This window comes from Paenibacillus sp. FSL L8-0435, assembly GCF_037965655.1.
In the GTDB taxonomy this organism is placed as follows: Bacteria; Bacillota; Bacilli; order Paenibacillales; family Paenibacillaceae; genus Paenibacillus.
The window spans coordinates 369,495-396,357 of sequence record NZ_CP150185.1; the positions used below are offsets into that span (position 1 = coordinate 369,495).

General features: G+C 48.0%; 20 protein-coding genes. 12 read left to right on the top strand and 8 right to left on the bottom strand.

Annotated features, from left to right (window positions below; all coding sequences use genetic code 11):
- The first annotated feature begins 19 nt into the window (after positions 1–19).
- Together NST33_RS01815 and NST33_RS01820 are read left to right on the top strand one after the other, a co-directional pair.
- Positions 20–1,690, top strand: coding sequence for an iron ABC transporter permease (locus NST33_RS01815; protein ID WP_221823952.1), 1,671 nt, complete (start codon positions 20–22; stop codon positions 1,688–1,690).
- Positions 1,687–3,285 (top strand): MBL fold metallo-hydrolase, encoded by a 1,599-nt coding sequence (locus NST33_RS01820; RefSeq protein WP_339306523.1) that lies wholly within the window; start codon positions 1,687–1,689, stop codon positions 3,283–3,285. The genes NST33_RS01815 and NST33_RS01820 overlap by 4 nt, the downstream gene beginning before the upstream one ends.
- Before the next feature lie 76 nt (positions 3,286–3,361).
- Here NST33_RS01820 and NST33_RS01825 read toward each other — a convergent pair whose 3' ends face one another.
- The 3 genes from NST33_RS01825 to NST33_RS01835 all read right to left on the bottom strand — a co-directional run bounded on the left by NST33_RS01825 (position 3,362) and on the right by NST33_RS01835 (position 7,026).
- Positions 3,362–3,922 carry a GerMN domain-containing protein gene (locus tag NST33_RS01825; RefSeq protein WP_339181333.1) on the bottom strand — a complete coding sequence of 187 codons (561 nt, stop codon included), beginning with the start codon at positions 3,920–3,922 and terminating at the stop codon, positions 3,362–3,364.
- 34 nt (positions 3,923–3,956) lie between these two features.
- Entirely contained in the window at positions 3,957–5,369 is a 1,413-nt protein-coding gene (locus NST33_RS01830; RefSeq protein ID WP_339306525.1) for an N-acetylmuramoyl-L-alanine amidase family protein, read from the bottom strand.
- A 256-nt stretch (positions 5,370–5,625) separates the two neighbouring features.
- Positions 5,626–7,026, bottom strand: a complete 1,401-nt coding sequence (locus tag NST33_RS01835) for a serine hydrolase (protein ID WP_339306527.1) — start codon at positions 7,024–7,026, stop codon at positions 5,626–5,628.
- 268 nt (positions 7,027–7,294) lie between these two features.
- Here NST33_RS01835 and NST33_RS01840 point away from each other — a divergent pair, with 268 nt between their 5' ends.
- Together NST33_RS01840 and NST33_RS01845 are read left to right on the top strand one after the other, a co-directional pair.
- On the top strand, positions 7,295–9,268 hold the full coding sequence (locus tag NST33_RS01840) for a methyl-accepting chemotaxis protein (RefSeq protein WP_221823777.1): 1,974 nt from the start codon (positions 7,295–7,297) through the stop codon (positions 9,266–9,268).
- Between the two features lie 219 nt (positions 9,269–9,487).
- The gene (locus NST33_RS01845) at positions 9,488–10,684 is read left to right on the top strand and encodes a DUF2087 domain-containing protein (RefSeq protein WP_339306529.1); all 1,197 of its coding nucleotides are present in this window, start codon (positions 9,488–9,490) and stop codon (positions 10,682–10,684) included.
- 202 nt (positions 10,685–10,886) lie between these two features.
- On the opposite strand, the gene NST33_RS01850 is transcribed toward NST33_RS01845, so the two are convergent.
- Positions 10,887–12,887, bottom strand: coding sequence for a methyl-accepting chemotaxis protein (locus NST33_RS01850; protein WP_221823781.1), 2,001 nt, complete (start codon positions 12,885–12,887; stop codon positions 10,887–10,889).
- A 373-nt stretch (positions 12,888–13,260) separates the two neighbouring features.
- Here NST33_RS01850 and NST33_RS01855 point away from each other — a divergent pair, with 373 nt between their 5' ends.
- The 7 genes from NST33_RS01855 to NST33_RS01885 all read left to right on the top strand — a co-directional run bounded on the left by NST33_RS01855 (position 13,261) and on the right by NST33_RS01885 (position 21,492).
- A complete protein-coding gene (locus NST33_RS01855; protein WP_036616527.1) occupies positions 13,261–13,965 on the top strand; it encodes an AzlC family ABC transporter permease in 705 nt (234 codons plus the stop codon).
- Complete coding sequence (locus NST33_RS01860) at positions 13,956–14,285, top strand: AzlD domain-containing protein (RefSeq protein WP_062837141.1); 330 nt, start codon at positions 13,956–13,958, stop codon at positions 14,283–14,285. The genes NST33_RS01855 and NST33_RS01860 overlap by 10 nt, the downstream gene beginning before the upstream one ends.
- A gap of 109 nt (positions 14,286–14,394) precedes the next feature.
- Positions 14,395–15,192 (top strand): NAD(P)-dependent oxidoreductase, encoded by a 798-nt coding sequence (locus NST33_RS01865; protein WP_221823953.1) that lies wholly within the window; start codon positions 14,395–14,397, stop codon positions 15,190–15,192.
- 113 nt (positions 15,193–15,305) lie between these two features.
- Positions 15,306–15,962 carry an SGNH/GDSL hydrolase family protein gene (locus tag NST33_RS01870; RefSeq protein WP_150365255.1) on the top strand — a complete coding sequence of 219 codons (657 nt, stop codon included), beginning with the start codon at positions 15,306–15,308 and terminating at the stop codon, positions 15,960–15,962.
- Positions 15,963–16,321: 359 nt separating this feature from the next.
- Entirely contained in the window at positions 16,322–18,220 is a 1,899-nt protein-coding gene (locus NST33_RS01875; RefSeq protein WP_339306533.1) for a heparinase II/III family protein, read from the top strand.
- Positions 18,213–20,165: a glycosyl hydrolase gene (locus NST33_RS01880; RefSeq protein WP_339306535.1), complete on the top strand. Its 1,953-nt coding sequence runs from the start codon at positions 18,213–18,215 to the stop codon at positions 20,163–20,165. The genes NST33_RS01875 and NST33_RS01880 overlap by 8 nt, the downstream gene beginning before the upstream one ends.
- A 190-nt stretch (positions 20,166–20,355) precedes the next feature.
- On the top strand, positions 20,356–21,492 hold the full coding sequence (locus NST33_RS01885; protein WP_339306537.1) for a glycoside hydrolase family 88 protein: 1,137 nt from the start codon (positions 20,356–20,358) through the stop codon (positions 21,490–21,492).
- 323 nt (positions 21,493–21,815) lie between these two features.
- Here the strand turns inward: NST33_RS01885 and NST33_RS01890 are convergent, their stop codons facing one another.
- Positions 21,816–22,421 carry a class I SAM-dependent methyltransferase gene (locus NST33_RS01890; RefSeq protein ID WP_339306539.1) on the bottom strand — a complete coding sequence of 202 codons (606 nt, stop codon included), beginning with the start codon at positions 22,419–22,421 and terminating at the stop codon, positions 21,816–21,818.
- Positions 22,422–22,647: 226 nt separating this feature from the next.
- Here NST33_RS01890 and NST33_RS01895 point away from each other — a divergent pair, with 226 nt between their 5' ends.
- Positions 22,648–25,005 carry an Ig-like domain-containing protein gene (locus NST33_RS01895; RefSeq protein WP_339306541.1) on the top strand — a complete coding sequence of 786 codons (2,358 nt, stop codon included), beginning with the start codon at positions 22,648–22,650 and terminating at the stop codon, positions 25,003–25,005.
- Positions 25,006–25,163: 158 nt separating this feature from the next.
- Here NST33_RS01895 and NST33_RS01900 read toward each other — a convergent pair whose 3' ends face one another.
- Genes NST33_RS01900 through NST33_RS01910 form a run of 3 tightly spaced genes read right to left on the bottom strand, consistent with a single transcriptional unit; the run spans position 25,164 to position 26,806 of the window.
- Entirely contained in the window at positions 25,164–25,709 is a 546-nt protein-coding gene (locus NST33_RS01900) for a chromate transporter (RefSeq protein ID WP_221823791.1), read from the bottom strand.
- 2 nt (positions 25,710–25,711) lie between these two features.
- Positions 25,712–26,299, bottom strand: coding sequence for a chromate transporter (locus NST33_RS01905; protein ID WP_221823793.1), 588 nt, complete (start codon positions 26,297–26,299; stop codon positions 25,712–25,714).
- A 12-nt stretch (positions 26,300–26,311) separates the two neighbouring features.
- On the bottom strand, positions 26,312–26,806 hold the full coding sequence (locus tag NST33_RS01910; RefSeq protein WP_036616550.1) for an Lrp/AsnC family transcriptional regulator: 495 nt from the start codon (positions 26,804–26,806) through the stop codon (positions 26,312–26,314).
- Positions 26,807–26,863 lie beyond the last annotated feature (57 nt).

The window sequence follows — 26,863 nt, forward strand, 5'->3', positions numbered from 1 at the left end:
CGTAGTGAAACCTGTTGGAATGGACAACAACCGAATTTTTCGGAGAGTGGGCGTAATTCTGGCCCTCTTTCTGCTGACCATAAGCATTGGTGTGCCGCTCTTGCTGATCTTCTGGCAAAGTGTGTATCCGGACGGACAATGGGACTGGATGGCTCCGATTCGCACGATTACAGGTCATCATCTATCAGGTGTATTGTTGAACTCCGTCTGGCTTGGTATCTGCGTTGTAGCGGTAACCACGCTGCTGGCGCTGCCGCTGGCCTGGATGATGGCGAAGACTCGGATGGGCGAGCATCGCTGGGTGGATGTAATCCTGATGATTCCGTTCATGACCCCGCCGTATATCGGCTCGATGGGCTGGATTCTGTTTATGCAAAAAGGGGGATATCTCCAGCAATGGGTGCCCTCATCTGCGGGCTGGAGTGAGCTGTTCTTCAGCTTCTGGGGCATGGTGCTCATCATGAGCTTGCACCTGTTCCCGTTCTTGTATCTGCTGCTTCGAGATGCATTGATCCGCATCGGTGGCAATCTGGAAGAAGCGGGAGCCGTGCACGGTGCACGAGCAGGATACCGTTTCAGACGCATTATTTTACCCCTGTTGTTGTCGTCTTACGGCATGGGGATCATGTTGGTCTTTGTCAAAACGATTGCGGAATTCGGAACACCGGCAACCTTTGGGCGAAAGATTGGCTATTATGTCATGACCTCCGAAATTCATAAGTACATCTCCAGTTGGCCGATTGACTTCGGTAAGGCGACTTCGCTGGCATCGGTACTGCTATCCGTCTGTCTGGTGATGTGGTATATGCAGTCTGCCATGAGCCGGAAGTTCACGTATCGTCTGGTGGGTGGCAAAGGGCAACGTTCGAAGCGATATTCCCTTCGTGGCGGAGCAGGATGGTTGTGTGGGGCGTATCTTGCAATTCTGTTGATCCTGTCGATAGGTATCCCATATTTCTCCATCATTGCCGCTTCGACCATGAAGTTACGGGGATCGGGGATTGCTTTTGATAATCTGACCTTGGATCATTACAAGGAGCTGTTATCTTGGGGTTCGGTGAGTATGAAGGCGATCGGGAATAGTCTGGGATTATCCCTCGCGGCTTCAACCGTTGCTGTTATTATCGGTACTGGGTTTGCACTCGCGATCGGCAAATCATCTTCATTCATGCAGCGTGTGATTGACTTGTTCAGTCTGTTGCCTAATACAGTGCCGGGCATCGTGATGGTGGTGGGACTGATTCTGTTCTGGAACTCACCCTGGATGCCAGTCACGTTGTATAACACCTACGGCATGGTTGTGCTCACGTACGTTGTTCTCTTCTTGCCTTACACCGTGCAGTATGTAAAATCGAGCTTTACCCAGATTGACGGAACGTTGTTCCAGGCTGGGCAAGTGTTTGGCGGGAAGCCGCTGTATATTCTGCGGCGCATCCTGATCCCACTGATCCTGCCCGGCATGTTGGCGGGCTGGATGATGACCTTTACGATTGCAACAAGGGAACTGGTCGGATCGTTGTTGATTCTTCCACCGTCGATGCAGACGTCGGCTACGTATATTTTTGCGCAGTTTGAACAAGGTCAGGTATCACTTGGCATGGCGATGGCCGTTGTAACTGTAGGTATGACGGTGCTGATGCTGCTTGGAATCGAACTGCTGAATTCAAAGAGAAAGTGGAATGCATCATGATCAAACTGAACGTATGGGGCGGTGCAGGGGAACATGGACGTTCCGCCTATCTCCTGAGCGGGAGCCGGTTTCGCCTTTTGCTGGATTGTGGTGTGAAAAAAGAAGGCACAGGCCAGTATCCGCTTATTGACCCGGAGATTGTCCCGCAACTGGACGCGGTCCTGTTATCTCACGCCCATGAGGATCATTCGGTCGCCATCCCTTTGTTGTATAAGATGGGCTACCAGGGTGAAGTGTGGACGACGAGAGAGACGAGGGCGCAGCTGCGTACGTATTTTGCCAACTGGCGAAGGTTTGCAGAACGTGTCGGAGAGAAGCTCCCATACGATGAAGCAGATGAGCAGGCTATTCGTTATCGGTATCTGGAAGATGAGGTCGTATCCCAAACCTGGTTCCAACCGATTCCCGAAGTAAAAGTGATGTGGGGACGGAGTGGACATCTGGCTGGATCGGTGTGGTTTGGGGTTGAAATGGAAGGTAAGCGGATTTTCTATTCCGGGGACTACACGTCCGAATCAATGCTTTTACAGGAGGATTGTCCAGCGGAGTCGTTCTGGCAGAAAAGCATGCTTCGTGAGAATCCTGTGTCCGATGCTCCGAGCAGCGAGCGGTGGGGTACGGAGCAACTAATCGTTATAAACAGTGGGCAAAAGGCTGGAGAATTCATAACGTCACAAGATCAGACATCTGTTGCATCAGAAGCGTCGTCAAGAACACTTGTATCCATGGAGATACCCATGAAGCAGAGGAATTTCTCATCCAATGGAGCAGATGGAGCAGATGGAGCAGTCAGAGCAGGCAGAGCAAACGTAGCAGACGCTGCGCCAATATCTTCCGTCGGACTGGTGGATCTGGCAATCGTTGATGCGGCCTACGGTACGGACCAGGATACACAGGCCGACAAACTGGAACAGCTTGAACGAGCCATTCGCCAGACGATTGCTCAAGGTGGAAAGGTGCTCTTACCCATGCCTGTCGTAGGGCGTGGACAGGAGATCATACTGTGGGCACAGCAACAATTCCCGGCTATTCCAATCGTAGTGGAACAAGGGCTGGTGGACGGTATGAAGCAGCTTATGCATGTTCCGTATTGGTTGAGGGAGAAGGGAGAGCATGTCATCGGAAGTTCGTTGAAAGACGAAATCGATTGCTTTCTGACCGGACGAGGATGGGATCTACCTACAACCACCCAAGAGCGGGAACAACTGTTGGAACATCATGCTGCTTCGCTATGGTTCATTCCGGACGGCATGATGCAGTCCTCGCTTGCCCGTTGGTACTATAGTCAATTATCGGACAGGGAGGAGAATCTGATTCTGCTCACTGGGCATGTTGCTCATGATACATTTGCTGATAAGCTGCTACGGGTTCCTGAAAAGTATGGAGCATGTGAAGTGCGGAAAATACGTTATAAAGTGCATCAGGGCTGGAAGGATGTTGAACGGATGCTGCATCAGGTTCCAGCAAGACATACGGTCCTTGTACATGCTGACCGGGCAGAGACGGACCGATTAAAAGAAGGTTTGCTCAGAAATAGCCCGTCACCGGGAACAGTTATACATTCACTGTCTGCTGGTGACGAGCTATATGTGTGAATAGTGCATGAATCGAATTGATGCGTCAGATTGGAACGTCCCTGGGGACGTTCTTTTTCCATTGTTGTTTGATCAGTTAGGATTCGCGATGAATGGGGTGTTCCAGTTCGGCATGACCCATCAAACTATCAACGGCTTCACCGTCCACCAGTATATCCAGGCTCTTCACTTCATCAAACTGAAACATCGTTGTTGTTAAAGCTTCCAATGCGAGCATTTCTCCACTGGTACCGAGATTGGCTTCAGCGGGGATATGAACATCCAAAGTCACCGTACCCTCAGCATATTGGACAGAGAGCAGTTCCACCTGCTCCCAGAGGGAAACAAGATCTGAATCGGTGTTCGTTTGCAACGCTGCGAATGTTTTTTCATATTTTTCGGAATCATCCTTGTATTCAATTTTCTGTTCTGTTTTCTCCAGCTCAAGGACCTGAGAATCTGCCAAATATACATCGATGACTTGTGTATTCATTGTGCCCAGATCCACCTCCGGTTCGGATGGGTTTGGTGACTGCGCCTGTCCTCCCTGAACAGCAGGTTCATTCGAACCGGATTCGTTCACTGGCTTCTGGGCACATCCAACTCCGATAAGGATCAAGCATGTTAATATAAGTGCACAACCTAGCTTCTTATTCAAAAAATCACTTCCTTCATCTGATTTATTTGATGATTTATAGGCCCAAATACTCCTTGATTCCATCGGCTATCGCTTGAGCGGCTTTCGTCTGAACAACTTCGGACGACATCAGTTCTTCATCGAGCACATTACTTAAGAATCCCACTTCCAAAAGCACTGCAGGCATGGTCGTGTCTCGGATTACTTCCAAGTTGCCATTTTTCACACCACGATCTCTGAGACCCATGGCTTTCACCAAACGTTGATGAATGATATTGGCTAATTCCTTGCTGTTACTGCGTTGATAATAATATGTCTCCGTACCTGTCGCTTGGGGGGCAGACTTCACACTATTGCCGTGGATAGATACGAATACATCCGCATTTAATTGATTGGCGAGTTGAACACGCTCAGGGCGGGTCGGATAGGTATCACCTTCACGAGTCATCACCAATTCGATATTGGGCTCATTGAGCAACAGGGCTTGTACTTTGTGAGCCAATGCCAGGTTGTATTCTTTTTCGGGTTTGTTCGTGATGCTGATCGTCCCCGGGTCACTGCCACCGTGTCCTGGATCGATCACAACGACCTTGCGTCCTGAATCGCCTACTGGAGTGACAGGAGCAGGTGCGATGTTGTCTCCCGCAACATTCAGATCAATAATCAGTTTGTCGGCAATCACATTCTGGGTGTACTGGACATCCATCACATTATTCAATTCTACGACAATTCGAACTTGTCCTGGATCTCGTTTGAAAAGCGAATATCTCACTTCCGTCACATTGGGATAACCGCTCACATCCAACTTGCCATTGAGTCCTTGATCCAGTGGTTGGGAGATATCACCAAAGGTGGCTCCAGGCAAGTCCACAACCAGACGATCAGGGTACTTGAGGGTCGTTACTACCGGCTGAACGGTCCCATCCGTGGATAAGACGAGCTGATTGTTGGCAAATTGGATATCGGTAACCTGAGCGACAGAAGAGGAGTCCCCTTTCCCTGAACTGTTGCCAGGGTCGACAGCAGGTTCTTTGCTGGTGTTTGTTAAGTATACGATCTTGTCTTGATTGTTCCATTTTACCGTAAGCCCCATTTGTTCACTGACAAATCGAATGGGCACCACCAGCGTTTTATTCAAAATTTGCGGTGCTGTGTTCAAGGTGACCTGCTTGTCAGCAACCATGGCTTGTTTTTGGTCCACGGTTAGAGAGATGATCTGTTGATCTTGCTGGATTTTTACAGTGTGTGCTTGCTGGTTCCAATCGACTTTGAATTTCAAATTTTCGGCAACGACACGAATCGGGATCATCACGTTTTTATTGATAATCTTCACCTGTACATCATTTGGGAGGACTAATTCCTCTCCATCCATAAAGATTTTCGACGTGCTTGCAGCGGCATTTCCCTGATGAGGGAGCAAAACGAGTAAGAACAGGCTCAAAAACAGTAGTAAAATGGTTTTCTTCATTATGCACCTCGACTAGTATTAGATCTATAGCTTACTTCCAAAATATACCTATATAGTATGAACGGTAAAAATGTAAAAATGTTTCTTTTTTGATCTTAAATTATCTAATTTATTTATAGATGAGCACGTATTCTTTTGGACATTGATGGGATTTCTAGTAGATGTATGTATTCGAAGTCGGAATTGAGGATGTATCTAGAACAAAGAGACGATCCTGTTGAAGGACCGTCTCCAATTACTCTTTATGACAATAAAATTATTGCAATTGCAGTGCTTTGGCTGTTTTTGCCTCAACTTCATCCAAAAGTGAAGTCATGTCCATACCTGCGTGGTTGCCGAGCAGGATAATCGTGATATCATCGGACAGATTACGTGAAAAAGCTGTGGCAAACCCGCCGCCACTCCCGTTATGGAAGACGGTACGATTCGTGCCGTTTTCTTTAAGAATCCAGGCGTAGCCGTAGTTCTTATCGGAATAAGGCTCATACATCTGCTCAATCGTATCCTGGCTTAGAATCTGGTCTGTATAAAGCGCACGATCCCATTTCAGCATATCGTCCACCGTGGAATAGATGGTTCCTGACCCGGATTGAGACACATAGTAAGGCGCAGTTACCCATGCGTTATTTTTTTGAACAAAACCACTAATGGTATGCACTTTACGGGAAGCCTCTCCTGAATTTTTCATGCCAAGCGGTTTCAGTATCGTCTGTTGCACGTAATCGGCATAACTCATGCCAGATACCTGTTCAACGACATATGCAAGCAAAACATAACCGCTGTTGCTGTACAGATAGGCACTCCCCGGTTCAAACTTCAGCGTTTTGTGACGAATCTCTTCTACCGTCTCTTCCATAGAAGTTCCTTCACCCCGACCAAATGCGGATGGCAGACCTGAAGTCTGGGATAACAGCATATGAAGCGTGATCTGATCTCCCTTCGGTATACCAGAGATATACTTGGAGATTGGATCTTGCACATTAATCTTACCATTCTCCACGAGACTCAGAATGGACGCGGCCGTTAAGGATTTGCTTAGTGATGCGATTCGTGTCTTCTGATCCGGGCGATTCAGCGTCTGTTCATCGGCAAGTCCGTAGCCTTGCTTTAGAAGTACTTCACCATCGCGGGCGATCAGAGCCATACCTGGATAGTTGATCTCGCGCAGATATGTATCCACGCTGGCAACCTCGCTATTCAGCAAGCTGACTTGATCAGTGACCATATTTACACTCATCTGCCCCGTGGCTGTGCGTTGGACCTTGATGTCTGCCTTGATTGCATTAGCCATTGCCCGGACAGGTACCATCAACGTACCGTTAACGGTACGTGAATTCACACCTGTAGCCAGATCGACCTTATTTACTTTAATGGAATTGCTGCCAGCCTGATGGATCAGCTTGTCTCTGCCAATGGTAATGGTAGCCGTCTTGGTACGATTATCCCATTTCAACGTGCCTTTAACCGATGTGGCCACATCCCGCAGTGGAACAAACGTTGAACCTTTGATGATAAGTGGTGCGTTCTTCCAGGATTGTTGCTCACCATTCACTTCAATGTGAACTGCTTGCGTTGCCTGCGCTGCGGATGCCGTAATACCAGATTGTCCCAGAATCGGTCCTGTGCACAGGATGAGCGCTAACAGAATGCGGAACATGGATGAATATACTGTGGAAATACGTTGTCTTTCATTTGACTTGCGTAAGATTTGAATCCTCTCCTTCCAATCGTTTCATGAATAACCAGCTTATGAGCATTGTAAACGATCTCGGGTAGAGGGTCAAAACGATGAAGCGGATATAATCCATAACATCTGATCAGATCATTTAAATTAAATTTGTACTAATTTAGTATCTATACATAATATTTTTACAGCGATTGTCCGATAAAAGGATGGGTGAAGATTATGATGGGGGATAGTTAAAATGAAGAAAAGGATTCGAAATTGGTTTACTTTAACCGTAAAAAAACGCCTGATTGCTGCATTGCTCCTGTTCCTGATAGTACCGAGCATTACCGTGGGATGGTTGTCTTATCAAAAAGCTGCTGATCAGGTTAAAATGGAGATTATTCGTTCCGCACAGGCCAAAACAGAAATGCTTAGTCTGCAGATAAATCAAATGCTCGATATGGAGAAGGATAACGCAGCTCAGATGGCTGCGGGTATGATTTCAAACGATATTATTACTAAATCCCCTGCACTGCAAAGGCAGATGGATCGGATGTCTCAGAATCATAAGGAACTGGGTGTACTTACCGCAGGTGCCGAAGATGGCAGCTGGATGAAGTCCCCTGAATCCGAGGAACAGAATTATGATCCTCGAGAACGTTCATGGTATAAGATGGGCATGTCCCAGGATGAACCGGTAATCTCGGATACGTTCCAGTCGGCTTCGACGGGCGAATGGGTTGTGACCGCAGCGGTCAAGCTGGCTGACGGCAAAGGGGTATTCGGAGCCAATGTCAGTCTCAATCATCTGAAAGAATCCGTTGATCAGATACGTATTGGTAAAGAAGGAAAACTGTACATGCTGGATAACGGGGGTAAATTCCTGTTCCACTACAATATTGAATCCGGTACACAGTCGGATGAAAGCTACATTAATGAGATGTATACGAAGGAAAGTGGAACGGTGAAGTATACATATGATGGTCACGAAGTGGAAGCTGTATATTTTACTAATCCGGTGACAGGTTGGAAAATTGTTGGTGAGATGGTTCCTTCGGAAGCAACGGAAGCTGTAATGCCTATTTTGATCCGTTCAATTACGATTGTGGCATCTGCATTGGTTATTGGGTTGATTCTGCTTATATTCATTATCCGCAGCATTCACCGGCCATTACTGCAATTAACGCAGGCAGCATCCCAAGTTAGCGCAGGGGATCTAACAGTACGTGTAGGTTTGCAGCGTAAGGATGAGTTCGGACAGCTTGGAGAAAGTTTCGATATGATGACGACTTCACTACGTAGTGTGCTTGGAGAAGTACATGATACGTCCAGCCAGCTGGCAGCATCTTCTGAAGAACTGATGGCAAGTTCTGAACAGACATCCAAAGCCACGGAACAGGTGGCAGAACTGATGCAGGATGCAGCAGCGGGAACGAATTTGCAGAACAATAGTCTTGCTGCTACAGGCCAACTCGTGGGCGAAATGTCCATTGGAGTGAAAGAAATCTCATCAAGTGCTGAAGAAACCGCTCGTATCGCTCTGGATGCTTCCACGAAGTCGGAAGCGGGCATGGTTACCGTGGAAGAAGCGGTTACCCATATTCAGCAGGTGAATGACGAGAGCGAAGCCATGTCTGTGGTCATTGAGGATCTACGCGCGAAAAATGAAGAGATTCTTGTGATTGTGGCCGAGATTACGGCCATTGCCAAGCAGACAAACATTCTTGCTTTGAATGCATCCATTGAAGCTTCAAGAGCTGGCGAGCAAGGGCGCGGATTCGCGGTTGTAGCCAACGAAGTGAAGACACTGGCTCACAGTTCAGGCGCTTCAGCCGAGCGGATTAATGAGCTTATGCATGAGATGCAGGAGAAAACCAATGCGGTACAATCCACCTTTGCCCGTACGGGAGAAGGCATGGTGAAGAGTTCGCAGATGGTTACAGAAGCGGGCGAAGCATTCAATAACATTCGTACTGCGGTACAGTTGGTGGCTGCGCAAGCTGGAGAAGTATCCACGGCTTCCCGTCAAATTGATGGTGGCATGAGTCATGTCAACAAGGCAGTAAATGATACAATGGTTCTGTCGGACAGAATTGCCTCTGGAACGGAAGATGGATCAGCGGCGGCTCAAGAGCAGTTGGCTACAATGGAAGAGGTTGCAGCTTCTTCGGCAGCATTGTCACGTATGGCTGAAGATCTGCAAAGCATGATTGAACGTTTTAAGTTGTAACAGGTATTGAGATGAGACTGCAGGGTTGCGACCCTGCGGTCTTTTTTCTGTTGAACAAAGGGGTATCCGTTGTGTCTTCATACACAGTATCCTTTTCCATTATGTTGACATATTATAAACTGAATTATATTATATCTATAAATGAACAAACAAAAATATAATATGTTTGATTAATATACGTTTGGAATGACCATAACAATGATAAAAAGGAGCTTTTACATGAAATCATCGGAATCCTGGTTGCAAACAGCTTCATTGGAAGAGATCAAGCGTGGTTATACGGAGGAGGGTCCCGCCTATATATGTGTCTGCTGCGGATACAGGACGGAAGCCGGGATTATCTATCCTGAAGAAGGAGTGCTCTATGAGGCAGCCCGTTATATGCGAGTGCATATTGAGAAGGTTCATGGATCGGTATTTGAATATTTGCTGGAGCTGGATAAAAGCGTAACCGGATTGTCTGATGTCCAGCGTGGATTGCTGGCCCAGTTTCATGAAGGAAAGAAGGATGCTGAAGTACAAAAGGCCCTTGGTATCGGGAGTGCCTCCACGATTCGGAATCATCGGTTTGTATTAAAGGAAAAGGAACGGCAGGCCAAAATATTCCTGGCATTAATGGAACTTCTCAAAAGTAAGGATACCCAGGCTCCAGCCGAATGGGTGTCACCGGTGACAAGACATGGACATACAATCCATCGTGATTCATTTGATATTACAGTACAGGATCGGGAGAAGGTGCTAAATAAATTTTTTCCAGAGGGTACCGGTGGTCCGCTGACGACGTTTCAAATGCAGCAAAAGCATAAATATATCGTGCTCATCGAGATTGCCAAACGATTCGAGACAGAGCACAAATATTCCGAGAAACAGGTCAATGAGCTGTTGAAGGAAGTTCATGACGATTACGTGGAAATACGGAGGTATCTCATCGACTATGGCTTGCTGGAACGTGAGCCAGACGGCAGTCAGTATTGGCTGGGAAGCCGCGCAGAACAACAGAGCGCCGAAGTTGGAAAACCGGAGCGCAAAGAAAAGAGGGAGCAGGAGAAGATGAATCGTCGCAAAGAATTGCAGGAACAGGCCAAAGAAGTCAAAACGGAAGCGGGCGTCTACCAAATTCGGAATGAACGTAACGGCAAAGTTTATATCGATAGCACACTTAACCTGAAAACCATTAACGGACAACGGTTCATGTTACAGATGGGTAGTCATCTGAATCGAAAGTTGCAGGCTGAATGGAATGAATATGGAGAGAATGCGTTTGTAATCGAGGTGCTGGAGACATTGAAACAAGACGATAACCCGTATAACGATTCCAAAGATGCACTCGCCAAATGTCTGAATCGCTGGTTTGAACAGTTAGAGCCCTACGGAGATCAAGGATACCACGGAGATAAAAAGCAATCTGCTGAATAGGAGGGATATTTCCTTTCTAGAATTCCCGTTCCTTATAACTCAAATATAACCCAAAAACCCCTTTGCCAATGTGATGGCAAAGGGGTTTTTGGTGTTACAGACTACTTGTTATATAAGTTGAACCAATCATTTGCACGATAACAGCGATTGGAAGGTTATTCTGTCATCGTAGTGTTAGTGTAAACAATCTTTAGTTCAACGACTACAGCTTGAATTGTTCCACCAGCTTCTGCAGCTTGTGAGCCAGATGGGCAAGCGAGTCAGCAGAGGATGATATCTCCTGCATGGAAGCCACTTGCTCCTCCGTAGCAGCAGAGATGTTCTCCGTTCCATCGGCATTGGTTTCCGATATGGCGTGGATCTGATCAATGGATTGCACCACTTCGGCTGTACTTGCAGACATCTGTTGTGAGGCGGCTGCAATGTTCTCAAGCTGATGATTAACGACCCCGACAGCCTCACTAATCTGGGCAAAAGCTTCATCTGCAAACTGAACGGCACGAATGCCGTTGCTTACATCCTGTTGCCCGATCTGCACACTGTGATTGGCCATTGAAATCTCCTGTTGAATCGCTCCGACCATCTCTACAATCTTCTGTCCGGACAGGCTGGATTGTTCCGCGAGCTTGCGGACTTCGCTGGCAACAACGGAGAAGCCGCGTCCATGCTCACCTGCACGTGCTGCTTCTATAGAAGCATTGAGAGCAAGCAAATTGGTCTGTGCAGCGATATCTGTAATGACAGATACCATCTCACCAATGGATGTGGAATGCTGTTCAAGTCGTCCAGCGGTGTCTGCCATTCCTTGCACAAAGCGACTGACGGAACTCATCTCGGATACGGCCGTCTGCATGGTCGCATTCCCTTTATCCGCGAGCTCACTTGCTTGCATGGCAGCTTCGGATACTTGCTGTGTGCTGTTCGTTACCTGTCCCACACCTCCAGCAAGCTCATTCATCTGCAGTGCCGTATGTTTCAGGCTGCTTGCTTGTTTCTCAAGTCCAGCTGCGGATTCTTCTGTGATCAAGGCGACTTGCTCAGTTGCTTTGGTTGTCTCCGATGAATTGACTGCCAATTGTGTGGATGAGGCGGTTAATTCATCAGCCGTGTGTCGCACGTCCTGAATAACGGTTCGCAGGGATTCGCTCATCTTATTGAAGCTGGTGCTCAGCTTGCCGAATTCATCCTGTCCTAATACCGCAACCTCGATAGTCAGATTACCATTACTAATTTCGTCAGATGCCTTCACCAAGCGGTTCAGTGGTTTGGTGATGGATTGCACAATCCAGAAAATAATGATGGAGCTTACCGCAATTGCAATCGCTACAACAATAAGTGTGGTGTATAGGATCGGACGGACAGATGCTGTCACTTCCCCACTGTCGATGACACCAACCACGGTCCAGCCCGTCGTTTCATTGGTAGAGAAAAAGGCGTGTTCCTGGTTTCCATTTAGTGTATAGGTCAGACTTCCGTTTTTCTGTGCAAAAATATCTTTATAGGGTGCCATGGTTCCTTCGGTCCCCGGTTTCTCGGTAGGATGTACAATGATTTTATTGGCATTATCAATGATATAGATATAACCCTTCTCGCCGATCTTCGTGGAGTTAACCGTCTTCGAGAGGGCTTCAAGCGACAGGCTGACAGAGACGACACCATGGCCATCCGCTGAGGTCTGAGCTACCGAAGCAACAACATTGCCGGTATTGCTTGATAAGTAGGGGGTGATTACGGTAGGGACATCTTTGTTCTGCGTAGCAGCCTGATACCACGGGCGTTCGCGCGGGTCATATCCTTCTTTGTTCACCGCAGTTACAGGGGAGTTAATATACACGCCCTGATCGGTACCGATGGAGGCAAGTTCCACGTCATCATGTGTTTCCTTATACGCGTCGAGCAAGGTACGGATGGTATCTGTTTCGTCACCCTGATTGGGTCCGACATTGCCTGCATCCAGCTGACTTGCCAGGAAATCAACATTTTTGCGTGTTGCACCAATGATCTGGTCAATGGTCTGGTTGAGCACAGTAACACTACTGATCGCGTTCTCATACATTTTCTCTTCAACCTTGGCATCGGCTGTTTGGAACGAGATAATGCCAAGACTAATGGTTGGAATGAGCAATACAATGGCAAATGACAAAATCAGTTTCTCTCTCATCTGCATTGTTCTTTTGACCCCTTGTTTACGAATTTTCTTCATACACATTCCCCCTCTGTGTAACCCATCCCCATGTCTAGTGGACAAGCCCATCTGATAAAAGATATTCATTCCATCCTTTCCAGAAGTTTCTGGTGCTATCGTATGACAAATTTCGCGTTTATTCAACATGATTTATGAGTTATGCGATAATATTTTTCGATTTTGTAGGTATTTAGGATTACATCTGTTCTATAAAAAGTAATCTGTCTCTCCCTTAGTGCACATCTTGTGGTATATTTCTGAATTAATGTGGTACGAAAAATGCACCTGAATTAATACTCATCCATATATATCGGTTTATGGGGACAGAAATTGGAGAGGGGTTGTACGGCAGTTGGACCAAAGTACACTACAGATATCTGGACAGGAGAACATGGAAGAGGTTCAGGATCAGGCTACATTCATGCAGGGGGTCAAAGATTGTATCCCAACCCTGCTTGGTTATTTAAGTATTGGCTTTGCGGCGGGTGTCATTGAAATGACCGCAGGTCTGAGTCTGGCGGAAACAGCTCTGCTCAGCCTGATTTTATATGCAGGATCGGCTCAGTTCATTGCAGCAGGCATGCTCGCATCGAATGGGTCAGCAGTAGCAATCATGTTCACCATATTTTTTGTGAATCTTCGTCATTTGCTGCTCAGTGCAGCTGTATCACCATATTTTCGGCATCTGACCCCGCTTAAAAATATGTGGATTGGTTCATTGCTTACCGATGAATCTTTTGGCGTCGCGATGACACGTGCAATTGGCAGGGAAAGGCTGAGTGAACGCTGGATGCACGGTCTGAATATTACCGCATATCTGAACTGGTTCGTGGCTAATATGGCTGGAGCGTACTTTGGACGCTGGATCACCAATCCGGAACGACTGGGTCTCGATTATGCTCTGCCAGCCATGTTTATTGGACTGGTTGTACTCCAGTTAGTGCATCGCAAAAACAAAAAAATACACATTAATGTGGCGATTATCGCCGTTGTCTGTGTAATCTTCGCCAGCATGGCTTCACTTGGCAGCATGAGTGTCATTGTGGCTGCGGTCATTGCGGCAACGATGGGAGTGTTCATGGAACGATGGAAGTAAGATGGGATGTATTCTGGATTATTATGGGTTCGGCACTGTTAACATTTATCCCGCGTGTACTGCCACTGATGCTGTTCAGCAAGATACAGATTCCAATGTGGTTGTTACGCTGGCTGGAGTATGTACCTGTAGCGGTCATGGCAGCGCTAATTGGTCAGGAACTGTTCATGTCAGACAACCAGTTAGTGCCGATTACGCACAATGCAGCTCTGTGGGCATCCCTGCCTACGATTGCAGTAGCTATCTGGACACGCAGTCTGCTTGGAACCGTATTGGTTGGTATTGTGGCTATGATGATACTGCGATATTGGATTGGATAGTTGCAGGTTGTATTGTAAAATCCGGTAATTCCTTCGACTGATCGGTTAATACTGTTCTATAGAGGACAGATAACCTATCTGAGCGAAGGGAGCTGGATTCATGAGTGAACTGAAGCGAAAACTGTTAATTACGGGAGCTGCCGGAGTGATTGGTCGCAGTCTGCTGGAGGGGCTGAGAGCCAAGGGTGCGTATGACATCATTGCGGCTGATCTGCGAGAAGACGAGGAAGCTGGCATTGTAGCCATGGATGTGACCGATGGGGAACGCCTGAAGGAACTAATGCAGGGGGTTCACACCATTCTGCACATTGCATGGGCCAAGGATGAGGAAGATTTTCTGGGCAAAGTTCTGCCGATCAACGTAACCGGAGCCTACCATGTGTATGAAGCCGCACGGTTGAATGGTGTTCAGCGGGTGATCTTTGCAAGTTCCAACCATGCGACAGGCTTCTATCCTACAGGGGAAGATATTGAAGTGGATGACCCGTATCGGCCGGACAGCTTCTATGGACTTAGCAAATGTTATATTGAACTGCTGGGACGATATTACGTTGACAAATATGACCTGTCCTCATTCAACATTCGGATTGGGAACTTCTCAGGTGATACATACCCGCACTCGGAGCGCTCGGCTCATATCTGGATCTCACCAAGGGACATGGTCCAGCTCGCTGAGTGCTGTATTGAAGCCGATTCAGATATGAAATATCTGAATCTGTACGGGACTTCAGCGAATACAGACAATTACTATGATATTGGCTACCTGGCACAGAAGATTGGATACCGTCCTCAGGATGATGCAGCCGAACTGTGGGAAGAGGCAAAGCTTAGGGGCGTACCCGATAAACACGACGAGACAGCCTATCAAGGCGGAGGCCATGTGGAGAAAGAACCAAAAGATTCATAGATGGCGACCCTCAGTGATGAAAACGCTATTTTCTATTGTGACCGAAAGGGATAAAATGGAGACTGAGGTGTTCAGTATTTCCATTTTGCCAAGAGGAAGGAACGATTTCAATCATGAGTACAAGTCCATCCGTTATATTGTTTCAGGGAGACTCGATTACAGATGGGGGAAGATCACGCAATGATGATCCGAATCATTTTCTCGGACACGGATATGCGTATCTGATCTCCAGCAAACTGGGTATGGAACTGGCGGGCAAGCATAAGACGTTCTATAACAGAGGTATCAGCGGGGATCGGGCATCCGATCTGTACGCACGCTGGAATGAAGATACCATTAGTCTAAAACCGGACCTGATCAGCATCCTGATTGGGGTTAATGATGCCTGGCGCACGATGAATGGTGAACCTAGCGGGGTAACGGATCGTTTCGGACGGGCGTATCGACATTTGCTCGAAGAAACACGGGAAGTGATGCCGGATACGGGGCTGATTCTGATGGAGCCGTTTATTCTCAGAACCGGAGCGACCGCGGAGAAATGGGAAGCCTGGGAAGAGTATATCGGTCAATATCAGAAACTGGCTCAAGGTCTTGCTGAAGAATTTGGAGCTGTATGGGTGCCGTTGCAGCAGACTTTTAATGATGCTCTGAAACAGGCGGATGCAGCATACTGGTTATGGGATGGCGTACATCCAACCGCGGCAGGTCATGAGCTGATTGCACGTCAATGGTTGTCTGTTGTACAGAATTCTTCGCTTGCGATTGTGTAATAACAACAGCGGACAGTTACGATATGGGCAGTAGGAATGGGTATTCAGGATTAAGATAGCCATAAAAGCCTGTGGTGACAGGCAGAATGTAACGGAGAACCTGACAAAGGTTCTTCGTTTTTTTGTGTTGGGAAGGAGAAGGAAGTAACGTCGTGGAAAGAGTTTTAATGGATAATTCTTCAAAAGTGCTATCATATCCGGTAAAATGAAATCGATTACATTATAATGTGAGTATGACAATCCATTAACGAAGAGTGGTGAATCCAGTGGAAGATTCCATTCATGAAGTCGAAAATGAAAATATAAACCAACGTGGAACTGAGAACAGAATATGGAGTTCCTTAAGTGCCGATAGACTCTTGGAGAAGTTATCCCGGCCTGAATTGGCTATCTTATACACAGACTTGAAGGCTTACGGTGAACGTGCCTTGAAAGAACCCATGCCTTCCTTGTCGTTCCGTTTATATCGACAGTTCAGCGATACGGGTGAGCGGAAAGCCTATGAAGAGGCTTATTTCGATCGAAGGGGCAGACTGGCTGCTGTGACGATGCTCGCATTGGACCTGTCTAGGCCGAATGCAATGCAAGTGTTGGAAGATATGTTGTGGGACATATGTGGTGAGTATACGTGGTGTTTGACAGCGCATCTGGGTACGGGAGAAGTCGATCAGGTAGATGGAAACATCGATCTGTTCGCCGCAGAGACGGTACATATGTTGGCCGAAGTTGTAACGATTCACGCCGAGCGCCTGGATCGCCTTGTCATAGAGCGTATCAGATTCGAAGCCGAGCGGCGAATCTTCACTCCGCTTTACCGGGATCAGCGGAAGTTCCACTGGCAGACAGCGGATCACAACTGGTCGGCAGTCTGTGGTGGCTGCTGTGGCATGGCTGCATTGTTGCTGTTGGAAGATGAGCCAACACTACGGGAATCGATCTGCCAAACAGTCAGTTGTATGGACGCCTTCCTGAGCGGTTATGGCGAGGATGGCGGCTGTGCCGAAGGCATTGGATATTGGGTATATGGCTTCGGTTATTTCACCTATTATGCCGAGATGCTTCGTGAGTACAGTAAGGGCGAACTAGATCTGCTGACGGGTTCCAAAATAACAGCCATCGCAGCCTTCCCGCTGCGAGTGCATCTGTCGGGCGGCACATATGTGAATTATTCGGACAGTGCCGAGAAGGAAGAGATCCCTTCCGGATTGCTTTCCCTGCTCGCGTCCCGGGTTGGGTTGCAGGTGGATTTGCCACTTCATATTCCACTGTTTACCGAAGATCCCTGTCATCGCTGGGCTCATCTATTGCGGAACGTGATGTGGAGCGACCCGAAAATGTATGGTGATGAAGGTGCCTCTTCACAGGCTGAACGGGGATTTATTTTTCAAAATTTGGGTTGGATGATTGCAAAAGGCTCGCTTGATTCTCCAGATACAAAACGTACAAACGGCGGACCTCTTCATGTGGCTATTTCCGTTAAAGGTGGACATAACGATGAACCTCACAACCATAATGATCTGGGGCAGTTCATTATCCATTGCGGTGGTGAGAATATTCTGTGTGATCCAGGAGCAGGGTTGTATACCCAAGCGTATTTTGCACCAGACAGAGAGCAGTTGTTACACATCTCGTCATCCGGGCATAACGTTCCGCTCATTGAAGGCCAGGAGCAAAGTTCGGGCCGACAAGCGCAAGCCCATGTGTTAGAGGCAAAGCTGGCAGAGGGTGGCGGTGAGCTGAATACAACATTGGATCTGACATCCGCTTACTCTGGAGCTGCTTCACTGGCTCGTTATACGCGCCAATTTCATTGGAAGATGGCTTCTGGCGGTAGCAGGAATGGAGCAGAATTGCATCTGATTGACCATTTTCATTGGAAGAGCAGGATGGTGTCTTCGGCAGAACGATTCTCTTCGGTGGACGATTCAGATGCAGGATGTTCGAGTGTTGTGGAGCGATGGATGAGCAGAGTACAACCTGAGGTGGTGATGAGCGGTAATCTTCGCTGGCAAGGTGTACATGGAACGGTCCATATGACGTATGATGCGAACCAGTGGCAAGTCCTTACGGAGGCAATAGACACAGTTGATCATGACAATGTTCCAGTCACATTCTATCGGACGTCACTATCATGGACAGGTGCAATTGATGAGACGGAAGTTCGGACAGAACGCCCTAATCCGCTTGAAACGGTATGTGAGGTGCGCTTCATTATTGAACCGAAAATGGGAGAAACCGAGGTGAGCATGCGTGAGTAAATATACATCTGCGTCCACGTATCCATGGAAAGATGAACTCGAACGTTACCGTACATTGGCAGAACAAGCGGGCCCTGCTCCGGCAGACGGCTGGAGTCGGGAGCGCAAGTTGGCACTTGTTGAAAGTGTTGTTCGTGCTTATACACCATATCAGGACAGCCAGGGTGCAATTATCGACCCGTTCTCGGGTGTGGAAAGGTATTATGCTACACCAGCCTATGCGATGGCGGCAGCAGTTCTGGTTGACGCAGGGCGTACAGGTCTGCTTGATTCCGCAGCGGCAGCCCTGTCACAGAGCATTGATGCCGTGGTGAACGGTAGCGTACCTGACAATCATCCTGATTTTTATCCAGTGCTCATGATGCGAGCTTATATGTTGTTGAAGTCATATCTGCCGGAACAAGCGAAGATTTGGGCTGAGGCACTCAAGACGATCAGTCCTGAACAAGATTATGTATTTACGATGAGCAAGATGAACAATCCCAATCGCATGATTAACTGGAACGCCATTATGATCTCTGGTGAATATCTGCGGTGGCATGAACAGCTGGCGAATGAGGGTACAACGTGGATGGATCGTTATCTGGAAGCCTACCATCTGCCCCGATTTACGGCCCTTGGGTTGTATCAGGATGGACCGCTGGACCGTCCGAATTGTCCATTTTCCTATGATATTGCCACCCGTTATCACCTTGGGGTGATGCTTGAAGCTGGTTACGAAGGAACCACTGCCGATACGTTACGTGAACATCTGCGCCATGGTGCCTTCAGCTCGTTACTGTCGCTCTCGCCGCTAGGTGAGATTCCACCGCGTGGTCGCAGCTCCCAGCATCAGTGGAATGAAGCTGCCGCAGCTTATGTATGCTCTACACATGCAACGCAGGCTCTGGAGGCGGGAGATCCGGTGATGGCGGGTGCTTTTGCACGTGCGGCCAATCGGTGTTTTGCTGCTGTTGAGCGCTGGAAGATGGATGATGGACGCTTGAAAATTGTACGCAATGAATACGCGCCTGAAGATCGGCACGGGTATGAAGTCTATACCAACCACACCTGTTACAACCTGTGGACGGCAGCAGCGCTGGCCCACGCTTGTCTCAGTGATCCGGGAGACGATGTGGGCGAGGTGTACCTTCCTTCCGAGATGGGCAGTAGGGTTTTGCAGACGGATGGGTGGTTCGAAACGGTGATTGCTTCCATACCTGGTCAGCAACTGGTATTACACACGGCGATGAATGATCCGTATACGATCCCTGGTTTGGTACGGATTCAGCAGACAGGGTTACCTGGTCTGATTGGTCCGTCCGCCGCCAGCCATGTGCAGGCCGGATTCACGGAATTTGCCGAAGGGGCAGTGCGTCCGCTCAGCTACTGTCCTGCGTGGAAGACACCAGATGGGGTATGGCACAGTCTTGCAGAAGGGATTCCATCCGGTGGGGCATATGATCGGGATGTTGGATTAGACCCTGCTCAGGGAGGAGGTTCAATAGTGTATGAGAAAGTGGACCATGATACCCGGAATCAAGTGGAGCAACATCTGGCGGAAAGAGCGTCAGAAGACTTTGGAGAGCATCAGGTTAATTCTTTTGCCGTGACATGGGTCGGTCCATTACCCGGAATTGAATCATTGCGTACCCATTATGTGCAACAGGCAGACTTGCTGACCATAACGTATGAATTCGAAGGTGAGATCGCGGCAGCAGGGGCACTCATTCCGTTGATGTTCCATGATGGTCGTGAACAGGCGGTAATTACCCATACGGATCATAGCGTGAGAACGGAGTATCGGGGAGCGTATGTAGAATCGACAGCACTGGATCAGGGGGCCAATATTCATCTGGAAGAGCAGGTCGTGGCCTCCCGTAATGGGTTGCTGAAGGAAGCACGGATTGAAGTGAACGGAGCACGTAGGTTGTCATTTGCAATCCGATTGGGCGAGGTTAACTGAAGGTGTTCAGGTTGAGGATCATTAGATCTCTGAACATCTCGAATGATAGTTAAAAGTGTTATTCGTGGATGATTAGTGATATTTAACTGATAGATATAGTAGATACGGCATACAACGCTATAGATAAGTTGAGGATGAACTGGAACATCAAGCATAGATGTCTGGTATTGAATCGAGGAGGGATATGTTCATGAACACATCAACGTCGGTAAAATGGCTCGAGGAAGCGTGGCAACAGGGGGCAGCGAAGACGATTCGGAATGCAAAGCGGATCAAGGATACATTTCCACACATTGCCCCGCAGGGGACGTATGACCGGAATGATCCGGAATGGTGGACCGCAGGTTTCTGGCCTGGATTGTTATGGCTGGTCTATGGGGATGCTCCAGAAAGTGAAGCGGCGGCTTCGCTACATCGCATTGCCGAAAGCTGTGAGCGGCAACTGGAAGGTTGTCTGCGTGATCCCGAATCGGTGGATCACGATCTGGGGTTCATCTGGCTGCTTAGTGGCGTAGCCAACTACCGCCAGACCGGCAGCATGGATGGACGGCGGCGCGGCATGCTTGCCGCCAACCTGCTCGCTGCCCGGTTCCACGTGCGCGGTGAGTTCATCCGCGCCTGGAACTTCAGCTCGTCAGCAATGGATACGCGCGGCGTAGCCATCATTGACAGCATGATGAACCTGCCGCTGCTCTACTGGGCATCCGAGCAGAGCGGCGACCCTCGCTTCCGCTGGCTGGCGGAAGCGCATGCGGACACCGTGGCGCGCGAATTCATCCGCGCTGACGGGTCCATCTGTCACGTGGTGGAGTTTGATCCACACACGGGGCAGAAGCTGCGAGAGCATGGCGGACAGGGCCATGCTCCAGGTTCCGCCTGGGCGCGGGGCACCGCCTGGGCGTTGCACGGGTTTGCGCTGTCTTTCCGGTATACGGGCGAAGCCCGATATCTGGAGACAGCGGAGCGTGCGGCCGATTTCTTCCTCGCCATGCTTGGCGAAGAGATCGTGCCGGTGTGGGATTTCCGCGCACCTGCGGAACATCAGGTGGCGTGGGACTCGTCCGCTGCGGCGATTGCCGCGAGCGGGTTGCTTGAGCTGGCGAAGCTGTCGCCGCGCGGTGAAACCTATGCTGCCGCGGGAGAGCGTATCATCCGCGGGTTGCATGAGCACTATAGCTCCGGCGACTCGGCAGCGGAAGAAGGTCTGATCATGCAGGGAACGGTGCATTACCCGGAAGGGCGAGGGTTGAATGTGCCGATTATATACGGCGATTATTTCTATATGGAAGCGCTGGCGAAGCTGCGTGGACATGCGGGGTTATTTTAAAAGAAGAATCGAGAACTACGGGCTGGAAGAACCGAAGATGAGAACGGATTAGTAAGATCGTAGTGTTATGAGCCTTCGAGTTGTTAGCAAACCATCATCACCTGTCCGCATAAGGCTGTCTCCGGTATTTGGAATGGTATTCCTTCTATTGGAGACGGAGTATACCTAAGTTTGAGCTTTGAATAGACGAATCAAGGTGAGCGGACAGGCGGATGGTTTACATAATCGAAGGAAGACAAAAGAATATCTGGCATATGAATATTCATTCTTACAGGTCCAGTTGGGGTGCAGACTTAGCTATGCTTTACTGAAAGAATCGATTTTCACTTCGAAGGCGTACGTCTCAGAATGACAAAGTCGGCAGAAGATTGATCTGGATAGCGCTGCGGAATAATCTCATGAACTTTGAAATCAGGGTAGTCGAAGAGATATTCAAACAGATTACGGTCCTGGATTGTATCAATCCCCGGGTTGCCGTTTTCTTTCAAGCGGGTGTAAAGCACCACCCATGCTGTTGAGGAGTGCAGAATATCATAGAGGGTGTTGCGAAAATCCGTTTCATCCGTGATGTGATATAACACATCCAGACAGACCGTCAGATCGGCTTGCAGGAAACCATGGTTAATCCATAGGCCTGGTGTATACAGCATGAAGCTCTTGGATGAATCCTTGGCAAATTGGGCAGCACAACGCTTTACTGAAGAAGCCGCTACATCCACGCCCAGGTAGTCCTCATAATTCATGTATTGCAACTGGTTGCCATCTCCACATCCAAACTCAATGACACGATGAATCCCTTCACGTTGAATCAGTCCGTTTACGACCTCGGCCTTGAATTCAGCCAAAACCCCGTATGAACCCCTGCCAGAAGTTTCACCCGAACGATATGTTTCCTCCCAATACCCAATGTAATCAAAAGGCTGACTCATTATGTTTCCTCCAATCCTGTTAAAAGAAGTTCAAGACAGTCAATATACATAGGTATGCGCTATATTCGCAGGTATGATCGGTTGAAACAGGAATAGAAGATAAATTAATTTCCATAGAATTCCCTGAAAATTTCCTGGAAGTCTAAACATCTGGAAAGGACTTGCCGACATTAAAGATAAGGAAAAAAATGATGATAATCGGGGGGAAATGATGTTAAAGCCAAGATTGACCAAGTACATGGTGATGATGCTGGTGTTGATGCTGAGTATTTCCAACGTAGGCTTGGCCGCTGCGGCAGACAAAGAACTGTCCAAAATTGTGGTTTCCAAGAATGAGATGTCGCTCGAAGTTGGTGATTCTGGGTCTGTTACGGTGACAGGGGTATATTCAGATAATACCTCGGCTAATGTAACGATTAGTACAACCTGGAGTAGCGAAGATACTTCGATAGCAACTGTATATAATGGTGCAATCACGGCCAAAAAGGAAGGTAAAGCGACGATTACCGCAGCTTACCAGGGTCAGAGTCAGACCGTTCAAGTGAAAGTGACGAAGAAGGTCAAAGCCCTTTCGAAAAACGTGCAAAGTCTGGATTTGCGCACGGGAGATACAAAAGAAATTATTTTGACAGCAACGTATAGTGACAATGAAACAAATAATGCAGCAGCAAGTACTGCAGAATGGTCTACCAGTGATGAGAAGGTTGCTACCGTTGTGAATGGTAAAGTGACTGGACAAAGTGCGGGTACGGCCGTTATCACAGCCAAAGTTGGCAGCCAAAGCGTGACGGTGGATGTTAACGTTGAAGTGGTTAAACGTGTAGATGTAGATAAACAACAAGTTAATCTGTTGTTGAACAAAAGTGAAAGTGTGAAAGTGACGGCTACGTATCCAGATGGCACAACCAAAGATGTAACCGATCTGGCGGAGTGGACATCCAGCAATGAGAAGGTTGCAGACGTACTCAAAGGCGAAATTACAGGATACTCGGCAGGTTCTGCCAAGATCACAGCCAAATACGGTACGAAATCAGTATCCGTTGACGTGGATGTAGATCTGACAAGCAAGCTGAGTGTGGAGAAACAAAGTATTTTCTTCCGTTTGAGCGACACAACTAAAACGGCTAATGTCGTTGTAACGGCTTCTTATCCAAACAGTAGCGATGTGAATGTAACGGATCAAGCAACATGGACATCCAGCAACGAGAAGGTTGCAACGGTATTCAAGGGACAGATCACAGCCATTAGTGCAGGTTCAACAACCATCAAAGCAACCTACAGTGGCAAAACCGTAGAAGTTGCTGTGGATGTAGATACGGCAAGATATTTGGATATCAAAGATGTAAATGACAAGCTCGCCATGAGTGTTACCGGTGATAACAAGTCTAAGACATTGGTAGCCAATGCCGAATATATTGATGCCAGTACAGAAAATGTAACTTCCAAAGCAACATGGACTTCAAGCAATCCAGATGTCGTATATGTATCCAACGGCGATCTGATTGCATACAAATCCGGTACGGCTACGATCACTGTAGCTTATGGCGGTAAAACGGTTAAATTCACAGTGAATGTAGACGTAGCAGACAAGTATGAGATGGACAAGAAGAAAGCATCGGTAGCCGTTGGTGGAACGACTTCTGCCAAAGTACTGGCGTTGTATGGTGAAACATCCAAAGATGTATCTGAAGATGCAACTTGGAGCAGCAGCAGCGACAAAATCGCTGAGGTAGATAGCAAAGGGGTTATCACAGGTGTTGCCACAGGTAAGGCAACCATCACAGCGAAGATTGAAGGTAAAACACTTACTCTGCCTGTTGAAGTAGGTATGGCTAGTGGACTGGAAGCAGATGTGAACTTCGTTGTTCTGTCTGCCAAAGAAACTCAGACGATCCTTCTAACAGGTACTGATGAGGACGGCAACACGCTGGATGTAACATCCGAAGCAACTTGGAAATCCAGCAATGCACGTGTAGCGGATGTGAAAAAAGGCGTGATCACGGGTAACAGCAGTGGTAAAGCCAACATCACAGCCGAATATGGCTCCAAAAAAGTGACTATCCAAGTTGAAGTGGATGTCATCACACGTATTGAAGCTTCCGAGCCGGTTCTTTCCCTGAAATCAGGCGATACAGCTGATCTGACGGTAACTGCCTTCTTGAGCGACGGTAGCGAGCGTGATGTTACGGACAAAGCTGAATGGAAAACGAACAGCTACAAAGTAGCTCAAGTGACCAAAGGTAAAGTCAAAGCTACAGGTTCAGGTAAAGCCAAAATTACTGCAAAATACGGTAGCAAGTCTGTAACCATTGCGGTAGATGTGGATACACTGAAATATTTGCAGACGGATAAAGTAACGTTGACCATGAAACCTGGTGAAAAAGTAACCGTGGCTGCAACTGCAACGTATGCCGATGGCAGTGAAGCGAATGTATCCAAGCCGGCTCTCTGGAAATCTTCCCGTATTGCAACAGCATCGGTGAAAGATGGAATTATTCAGGCGAACGGCAAAGGTAAAGCAACAATTACGGTGACATTTGCAGGTGTGAAAACAAAAGTAACGGTAGTGGTTGAAGCGAAGTAATTGCTTTTCCAAATGTGAGTGTGAAACGCGCAAATAAAAACGGTGATGCCAGCTAATAGCTGGTATCACCGTTTTTGGTCTATAAACTAGAACGTGTCTCCAAGCGCTAACGAATCTGAAACGTCTTATTAAGGGATCGTTCCCTGTATGTTCTATAACTACATCGTGTGAGACAGTACCAGCGCACCATAGGCAAAAGCGATCACGATCAGAATGGCCGGATGCAGCTTGGTTTTGGTCATGACCCAGAGCGAGATGCCTGCAATGATCAACGTCTGCCAGATGCCGATGGAATCAGTGGACAGCTGCCCGAATTCCCATGTGAGCAGAATCATGAGTACGGCGATAACAGGCTGTACGAGTAGAGTCATACCTTTGACTTTTGGTGAAGTGCGATGTTTGTTCAACAGACGAAGTAATATAATTAGTGCGGTCGCGGAAGGTACGATTGTAGCAAAACTTGCGATAAATGCCCCAAACCAGCCTGCCACGTGGTACCCGACAAATGCAGCAATTTTGGTTGCAATCGGGCCAGGAAGGGCGTTACCAATCGCCAGTACATCCCCAAATTGCTCGGTAGTCATCCAATGATAGTGGTTCACAATCTCTTCCTGCATGAGCGGAATGGAGGCCGGACCACCCCCATATCCCAAGATGTTTGCTACGAAAAATCCCCAAAATAATTCCCACCAAGTCTGGAGCATCCTTAGGACACCTCCTTATCGGACTTGCCTTTGGATTTGAAACGCTGGACTAGCTCCAGATGGAAGACACCATATCCAAGGAAAACCGCGATCACAATCCCCGGATGGATATCCAGCAGCTGCAACAGTACAAAGGCAATTACGCCGAATAGGGCGGCAAAAACTTTACCGAGTCCCTTCCAGGCTTTCATGGCAAATTCATAAGCCATCATGCCCAGCATGACAAAAATGACCGGCCGCACGGCGGCTACCATGCCTGCTACCACTTTCGACTCGCGGAGTGCGTACATGGAACCGAGCAGAGCAATAATGGCAATACTGGTCGGTAAGATGTGAGCGAGTACGGACACAATCGCGCCCAGTACACCTTTGGTTTTGTATCCCAGATATGCGGCCATCTTGGTCGCAATAGGACCGGGCAGGGCATTAGCGATAGCCAAAATCTCGCCGAACTCCTCATCACTGACCCATTTGTAACGCGTAACAGCTTCATAACGGATCAATGGAATAACCGAAGGTCCACCGCCATATCCGAGAATTCCGGTTCGGACCATTCCGATGACGAGACCTTTGTAATCTTTCCAACCCATGCTGATTTCCTCCTAGAGTCTCATGCCCATCCGGCTTTTATAACGTTTCAACAACAGCTGTGATTCCACTTTGACGATGCCTGGCATCTTATATAGCTTCTCGAGCAAGAACTGCTCCATCTCTTCCATATCCGCAAAAATACCGTGCATGTGCAGGGTACTCGGGCCTGTCATATGATAGAGGCTAGTGACGGCCGGTTCTTCGTCCAGTTTCTCCGCGACTTCATCCAGGAAGGGCGGTTCAACATCGACATTGAAAAAGGCCGAGACCTGGAGCCCAACTTTGCCAGGGTTGATCACAACGGTGAAGCGTTCGATGATTCCTTTTTCGGATAACGCATTAATGCGCGCCTGGACTGCTACACGTGACAATCCGATCTGTGTCCCCAGATCCGTATAGGATATTCGGCTGTTGTGGTGAAGCGCGGCGATGATTTTGCGATCCATCTCGTCCAGATTGTACATTTGCGGAATTTCTCCTCCTTTGGAGGAGCGTTTCTCTGACATGTTGATCATCCTTTTCCTTCGCTATATGAAATGAACAATGAAATTTTACTAATCATA